This is a genomic window from Mitsuaria sp. TWR114, assembly GCF_007997345.1.
Window position 1 is genome coordinate 24614 of record NZ_VOSR01000033.1, and the last position, 7330, is coordinate 31943.

Consider the following 7330-nt stretch of genomic DNA (forward strand, 5'->3'; position numbering starts at 1 on the left):
GTCGGAAACGGGTGTTCAGGTCAGCAGGCCCAGTACGTCGAGCCCGCCCTGGCGGAGCAATGCCGCGGTGCGGATCAGCGGCAGGCCGATCAGCGCGGTGGGGTCGTCGGAATCGATGGCCTCGAGCAGCGCGATGCCCAGCCCCTCGGCCTTTGCGCTGCCGGCGCAGTCGTAAGGTTGCTCGGCGCGGAGGTAGTGCTCGATGTCGGCATCGCTCAGGTCGCGGAAGCGCACGCGCACCGCCGCCAGGTCCTCGCCGACGAAGCCCGTCGCCGCGCAGACCACCGCGACCGCCGTCTGGAACACGACGGTGCGGCCGCGCATGGCCTGCAACTGCTCGACCGCCCGCTCATGCGTGCCGGGCTTGCCGACCGGCTGGCCCGCCAGGTCCGCGACCTGGTCGGAGCCGATCACCAGCGCCTGCGGAAAGCGCGCGGCCACGGCCTGCGCCTTGGCCAGCGCCAGCCGGCGCGCGAGCGCCTCGGGCGATTCGCCGGCGCGAGGGGCTTCGTCGACTTCGGGCGCCGCGGTCTCGAAGGGCAGCCGCAGGCGCTCCAGCAGTTCGCGCCGGTAGCGGGAGGTGGAGCCCAGGATCAGCGGGCGGGGAAGGGCGGTCATGGGGCGGGATTCTCCCACCCGGGCAGAGCCGGCTCGTACACTTGCGCCCCATGAAACCGCGTTCGTTCGATCCCCTGAAGCTCGATGTCGAGGCCTTCGCCCGGGAGGGTGCCTCGCTCGAGGGCGAGTGGCCCGCCACCAGCCTGCCGCGCCTGGCTGAATCGGCCGCGCCCGAATCCGATCCCGCCCACTGGCCCCCCGTTCGGTGGACCACCCGGGGGGAGACCCGCACGCCCAAGGGCGGCGAGCCGCAGATCTGGCTGGAGCTCGGCGCCGAGGCGCAGGTCGCGCTGACCTGCCAGCGCTGCCTGAAGCCGGTGCGCGAGGACCTGGCGGTGTCGCGCTGGTTCCGCTTCGTCAAGGACGAGGACATGGCCGCTGAACTGGACATGGATTCGGACGATGACGTGCTCGCGCTGGCGCGCCACCTCAACCTGCGCGAGCTGGTCGAGGACGAGCTGCTGCTGGAGCTGCCGGTGGTCCCGCGTCACGACGAGTGCCCGGAGCCGCTGCCGCACGCCAATGTCGAGGAGGACGAGGCGCCGGAAGAGGAGCGCCCGAACCCGTTCGCCGCGCTGGCCGCCCTCAAGAAGGGTGGCGGCAAGGCTTGAGGCACGGGATGGGGCGGCTCCGCGCGACCTTGTGCTCGCGAAGCGGCCGCCGATCATGCGACGGGTTCACCGCCCGGATTGCCGCCCGGATGCCCGCTGTGCTATAGTTTCCGGCTTTCCCGGTTCGAAATGGCCGTCCATGTGGGCGGCCCGCCGGGACCGAGGCGTCGGTAGCGGAGCATCCTTGTGGGATCCGCGGCACAGCTCGAGTTCTCTCGAGAGCCCGAGCAAGCCTCGAACCACCGAAGCCAGCCGAAGCCTTTAGGAGAATCAATCATGGCCGTTCAGCAAAACAAGAAGTCCCCGTCGAAGCGTGGCATGCACCGCTCGCACAACGCCCTGGGCACCCCGGGCACCGCGATCGAGCCGACCACCGGTGAAGTGCATCTGCGCCACCACATCAGCCCCAACGGCTTCTATCGTGGCCGCAAGGTGCTGAAGACCAAGGCCGACGCCGCCTGATCGACGCGATCAGCCGGTCAGGAAGCCGCCGCAAGGCGCCTTCCGCCTGGTCCTCACGACAAGAAGAAAGCCCGGTTCAGCGCCTCGCGTTGCCGGGCTTTCGCATTTCCGTCGTCTTCTCACCTTCTTCGCGCGCACCCGGAATGCCCGGGATGCGTGCGCCGGCTGGGGCCGGCTGTCGCGCACGCTTCTTGCGAGGTCGCTACAGTCGCAGCTTCGACCGGTGATTCTTCTCCTCAGGTTTCGATGACCGCACTTCCCGCCACTCGCTCATCGCCCTCCGCCGAGCCGCTCCGTCTGGCGGTGGACTGCATGGGCGGCGATCACGGCCCCGCCGTGACGCTCCCGGCCTGCCGGGCCTTCCTCGCCGCGCATCCGCAAGCGGAGCTGCTGCTGGTCGGCCTGCCCGAGGCGCTCCAGGAAGCGGCCGCCTGGCCGCGCGTGCGCATCGTCCCCGCCAGCGAGGTCGTCAGCATGGACGACCCGATCGAGGTCGCGCTGCGCCGCAAGAAGGATTCGTCGATGCGGGTGGCGCTCTCGCAGCTCAAGCCGGGCAAGGACGGCACGCCCGCGCTCGCGCAGGCCTGCGTCTCGGCCGGCAACACCGGCGCGCTGATGGCGGTCGCCAAGTACCTGCTCAAGACGCTCGAAGGCATCGACCGGCCGGCCATCGCCACCGTCATGCCCAACCAGGTGGGCGGCTTCACCACCGTGCTGGACCTCGGCGCCAACGTCGACTGCGGTCCCGAGCACCTGCTGCAGTTCGCCGTCATGGGCAGCGCGCTGGTGTCGGCGGTGGACGGCAAGGAGAACCCGAGCGTCGGCCTGCTGAACATCGGCGAGGAAATGATCAAGGGCAACGAGACCATCAAGCGCGCCGGCGAACTGCTGCGCGAGGTCGCCGCCCATGACCAGCTCAACTTCCACGGCAACGTCGAGGGCAACGACATCTTCAAGGGCACGACCGACGTCGTCGTCTGCGACGGCTTCGTCGGCAACGTCGCGCTGAAGACGGCCGAAGGGCTGGCCAGCATGATCTCCAGCTTCATCAAGGCGGAGTTCACCCGGACCCCCTGGACCAAGCTCATCGCGCTGCTGGCGATGCCGGTGCTGCAGCGCTTCAAGAATCGCGTCGACCACCGCCGCTTCAACGGCGCGGCGCTGCTGGGCCTGCGCGGACTGGTCTTCAAGAGCCACGGCTCGGCCGATGCCTTCGCTTTCGAGCAGGCGCTGAACCGGGCGTATGATGCGGCCCGCAACCGGCTCCTAGACCGGGTTCACGATCGCATCGTCGCGACGCTGCAGGCGCTCCCCGCGCCGGCCAATGAGGAGGGCGTCGATGCTGGAGACCAGGCGGCCGCCGCCGCCCACGCTGCATGACCACTGCTTCCAAGCGCCATACCCGCATCCTCGGCACGGGCAGCTACCTGCCCGCCAACCGCGTCACCAACGCGGCCCTCGCGGAACGCCTCGCCCGCGACGGGATCGAGACCTCCCATGAATGGATCGTCGAGCGCACCGGCATCCACGCCCGTCACTTCGCCGACCCGCAGGTCACCGCCAGCGACCTCGCGCTGCCCGCGTCGCTCGCGGCGCTCGAAGCGGCCGGCGTCCGCGCCGATGAGATCGACCTGATCATCGTCGCCACGTCCACGCCGGACATGGTGTTCCCGTCCACCGCCTGCCTGCTGCAACAGAAGCTCGGCATCCACGGCTGCGCCGCCTTCGACGTGCAGGCCGTGTGCTCCGGCTTCGTGTATGCGCTGACCGTCGCCGACGCGATGATCAAGAGCGGCGCCGCGACCAAGGCGCTGGTGGTCGGCGCGGAAGTGTTCTCGCGCATCCTCGACTTCAAGGACCGCACCACCTGCGTGCTGTTCGGCGACGCGCCGGCGCCGTGGTCGTCGGCGCCAGCGACGAGCCCGGCATCCTCGCGAGCGAACTCCATGCCGACGGCCGCCATGCCGACATCCTCTGCACCCCGGGCACCGTGTCCGGCGGCGAGGTGCTGGGCCATCCGCTGCTGAAGATGGACGGCCAGGCGGTGTTCAAGCTGGCCGTGGGCGTGCTCGAGAAGGTGGCCCGCTCGGTCCTGGACAAGGCTGGCCGCACCGATGCCGACATCGACTGGCTGATCCCCCACCAGGCCAACATCCGGATCATGCAGGGCACGGCCAAGAAGCTGAAGATGTCGCTGGACAAGCTGATCGCGACCGTCGACGAACACGGCAACACCTCCGCCGCCTCGATCCCGCTGGCCTTCGACGTCGCGGTGCGCGCCGGCAAGATCAAGCGCGGCGACACGGTGATGCTGGAAGGCGTGGGCGGTGGTTTCACCTGGGGCGCGGTGCTGCTGGATTACTGATGCCTGCTTGAAGCCGGCTTGTCCGGCCCCGTCCGACGTGTCGCCTTGAACGCGACACCGGCCGCTCCACGGTCGCGTCGACGTGCGACGCGCGCGGTTGCCGGTCCCCGCGCCGTTCCCTTGTGCTCCCTCTCTGCCCCCTCTGATTCGTTAGCTTCGGACCCAACCGCCATGAGCAAGAACTTCGCATTCGTCTTCCCCGGCCAGGGCTCCCAATCGGTGGGCATGCTGGACGCCTGGGGCGATCACCCGGAAGTCGTCCGCACGCTGGCCGAGGCCTCCGCCGCGCTGGGCGAGGACATCGGCGCGCTGATCAAGAACGGTCCCAAGGAACAGCTGGACCTGACCACCAACACGCAGCCGGTGATGCTGACCGCCGGCGTCGCCAACTATCGCGCCTGGATCGCCGAGACCGGCCTGGTGCCCTCGGCGCCGCCGGCCACTCGCTGGGCGAGTACACGGCGCTGGTGGCCGCCGGCGCGCTGAGCCTGTCCGACGCGCTGCCGCTGGTGCGTTTCCGCGCGCAGGCGATGCAGGACGCCGTGCCGGTCGGCACCGGCGCGATGTCCGCGATCCTGGGCCTGGACGCCGCCGTGGTGCGCGAGGTCTGCCAGCAGGTCGCCGCCGCATCGGGCGAGGTCGTCGAGGCGGTCAACTTCAACGACCCGAAGCAGACGGTGATCGCCGGCTCCAAGGCGGGCGTGGAGAAGGCCAATGAGGCGCTCAAGGCCGCGGGCGCCAAGCGCGCGCTGCCGCTGCCGGTGTCCGCGCCGTTCCACTCCAGCCTGATGAAGCCGGCCGCCGACCGCCTGCGCGAGAAACTCGCCGCGGTGGCCTTCCAGCCGGCTGCCTTCCCGGTGATCAACAACATCGACGTCGCCGTGACCGACGACATCGAGGCGCTGCGCGACGCGCTCTTCCGCCAGGCCTTCGGCCCGGTGCGCTGGGTCGAGGTGGTGCAGGCGCTCAAGGCGCGCGGCCTGAACACCGTCATCGAATGCGGCCCGGGCAAGGTGCTGGCCGGCATGGCCAAGCGCATCGATGCCGAACTGGCCAGCGCCACCGTGCTCGACCCCGCCTCGCTGGCCGAGGCCAGGGCCCTGCTGGCCTGAGGCCTGAACTCCTTTTTCCCGAATCCCTTCCGAGGTTCCCCATGTCCGACAACAAGCAAGTGGCGCTGGTGACCGGCGCCAGCCGCGGCATCGGCCGCGCGATCGCGCTGACGCTGGCCCAGAAGGGCTTCGTCGTGATCGGCACCGCGACCAGCGAGTCCGGCGCGCAGGCCATCACCGAGGCGCTGGCGCCGCACGGCGGTCGCGGCGCGGTGCTCAACGTCAATGACGGCGCGGCCGTCGATGCGCTGATCGACGCCATCGTCAAGCAGGACGGCGGCATCCAGGTGCTGGTCAACAACGCCGGCATCACGAAGGACATGCTCGCCATGCGCCTCAAGGACGAGGACTGGGACGCCGTCCTGGACACCAACCTGAAGGCCGTCTTCCGCGCCAGCCGCGCGGTCATGCGGCCGATGATGAAGCAGCGCTACGGCCGCATCGTCAACATCACCTCGGTGGTGGGCGCCTCCGGCAATGCCGGCCAGGCCAATTACGCGGCCGCCAAGGCCGGCGTGGCGGGCATGACGCGTGCCCTCGCACGGGAACTGGGCAGCCGCTCGATCACGGTGAACTGCGTCGCCCCCGGCTTCATCGCCACCGACATGACCGACGTGCTGCCCGAGGCGCAGAAGACCGCGCTGCTGGCGCAGATTCCGGCGGGCCGCCTGGGCGATCCGGCCGAGATCGCGCATGCCGTCGCCTTCCTGGCGTCGCCCGAGGCGGGCTACATCACCGGCGTCGAGCTGCATGTCAACGGCGGCATGTACATGAATTGAGGTGGAAGCCGCCCCTCGCGGGCGGGCCACCCACCGGATTCACCCGGCCGGTGTGGGGCTGATAGAGTGCGAGCGCGCGCCGTATCCATCGAGGAAGGCGCGCCTCGGGAGGTCCGAACTAGGGGCGCCACTCTAAGGCCTTAGAATCCCGGGTTGTTCTAGCAAACCCCTCCTGGAGGAGTCATGAGCGATATCGAAGCACGTGTCAAGAAAATCATCGCCGAGCAACTCGGCGTGCCCGAAGCCGATGTGACCAATGAAAAGGCCTTCGTCGCCGATCTGGGCGCTGATTCTCTGGACACCGTGGAACTGGTGATGGCCCTCGAAGACGAGTTCGGCATCGAGATCCCGGACGAAGAGGCCGAGAAGATCACCACCGTTCAACTGGCGATCGACTACGCGGTCAAGCACCAGAAGGCGTAAGCAAGCAGCATGAGCCGTCGTCGCGTCGTCGTCACCGGTCTCGGCCTGATCTCGCCCGTGGGCAACACGGTCGAGCAGGGCTGGGCCAACATCGTGGCTGGCAAGTCCGGCATCGACACCATCACCCGTTTCGATGCCAGCCCCCTGGCCTGCCATTTCGCTGGCGAGGTCAAGGACTTCAAGGTGGATGACTACATCCCCGCGAAGGAAGCCCGGCACATGGACACGTTCATCCATTACGGGCTGGCGGCCTCGCTGCAGGCGATCCGCGACTCGGGTCTGCCCACCGGCGACGCGCTCAGCCCCGAACTGGCGGAGCGCATCGGCGTGCTGGTCGGCTCGGGCATCGGCGGCCTGCCGATGATCGAGGAGACCCACGCGGAACTGACCAATCGCGGCCCGCGCCGCATCAGTCCGTTCTTCGTGCCGGCGTCGATCATCAACATGATCTCGGGCCACGTCTCGATCCAGTGCGGGTTCAAGGGCCCGAACCTGGCGATCGTGACGGCGTGCACGACGGGGCTGCACAGCATCGGCCAGGCCGGCCGCATGATCGAGGCGGGTGACGCCGACGTCATGGTCGCCGGCGGCTCGGAGTCGACGGTGTCGCCGCTGGGCGTCGGCGGTTTCGCCGCGGCCCGCGCGCTGTCCACCCGCAACGACGACCCGAAGACCGCGTCCCGTCCCTGGGACAAGGATCGCGACGGCTTCGTGCTGGGCGAGGGCGCCGGTGTGCTGGTGCTCGAGGAGTACGAGCACGCCAAGAAGCGCGGCGCGAAGATCTACGCGGAACTGGTGGGCTTCGGCATGAGCGCCGACGCGTACCACATGACCGCGCCCGACGTGGACGGCCCGACGCGCTCGATGCGCAACGCGCTGCGCAACGCGGGCCTGAACGCGGACCAGATCCAGTACATGAACGCGCACGGCACGTCCACGCCGCTGGGCGACGCCAACGAG

At 69.3% G+C, this 7330-nt stretch carries 7 protein-coding genes and 2 pseudogenes; 8 read left to right on the forward strand and 1 reads right to left on the reverse strand.

Features of this window, described 5'->3' with window-relative positions; all coding sequences use genetic code 11:
* Positions 1 to 15: 15 nt before the first annotated feature.
* Complete coding sequence (locus tag FUT87_RS02130; RefSeq protein ID WP_147239910.1) at positions 16 to 618, reverse strand: Maf family nucleotide pyrophosphatase; 603 nt, start codon at positions 616 to 618, stop codon at positions 16 to 18.
* A 50-nt stretch (positions 619 to 668) separates the two neighbouring features.
* On the opposite strand from FUT87_RS02130, the gene FUT87_RS02135 reads away from it, so the two are divergent.
* From FUT87_RS02135 to fabF, 8 genes and pseudogenes are all read left to right on the forward strand, one after another.
* Entirely contained in the window at positions 669 to 1229 is a 561-nt protein-coding gene (locus tag FUT87_RS02135) for a DUF177 domain-containing protein (RefSeq protein WP_091726673.1), read from the forward strand.
* A 276-nt stretch (positions 1230 to 1505) separates the two neighbouring features.
* Positions 1506 to 1691, forward strand: a complete 186-nt coding sequence (gene rpmF / locus FUT87_RS02140) for a 50S ribosomal protein L32 (protein WP_091726670.1) — start codon at positions 1506 to 1508, stop codon at positions 1689 to 1691.
* Between the two features lie 246 nt (positions 1692 to 1937).
* Positions 1938 to 3071, forward strand: coding sequence for a phosphate acyltransferase PlsX (plsX, locus tag FUT87_RS02145; protein WP_147239911.1), 1134 nt, complete (start codon positions 1938 to 1940; stop codon positions 3069 to 3071).
* A pseudogene (locus tag FUT87_RS02150) lies at positions 3068 to 4056 on the forward strand (beta-ketoacyl-ACP synthase III). Before plsX ends, FUT87_RS02150 begins: the two are co-directional and overlap by 4 nt.
* A 171-nt stretch (positions 4057 to 4227) precedes the next feature.
* Positions 4228 to 5168, forward strand: a pseudogene (gene fabD / locus FUT87_RS02155) (ACP S-malonyltransferase).
* Positions 5169 to 5209: 41 nt separating this feature from the next.
* Positions 5210 to 5947 (forward strand): 3-oxoacyl-ACP reductase FabG, encoded by a 738-nt coding sequence (gene fabG, locus FUT87_RS02160; RefSeq protein ID WP_091726651.1) that lies wholly within the window; start codon positions 5210 to 5212, stop codon positions 5945 to 5947.
* 183 nt (positions 5948 to 6130) lie between these two features.
* Positions 6131 to 6370 (forward strand): acyl carrier protein, encoded by a 240-nt coding sequence (gene acpP / locus FUT87_RS02165; RefSeq protein ID WP_058936430.1) that lies wholly within the window; start codon positions 6131 to 6133, stop codon positions 6368 to 6370.
* A gap of 9 nt (positions 6371 to 6379) precedes the next feature.
* Positions 6380 to 7330: beta-ketoacyl-ACP synthase II (gene fabF / locus FUT87_RS02170; protein WP_147239912.1), on the forward strand; the 951-nt coding region annotated here is incomplete at its 3' end.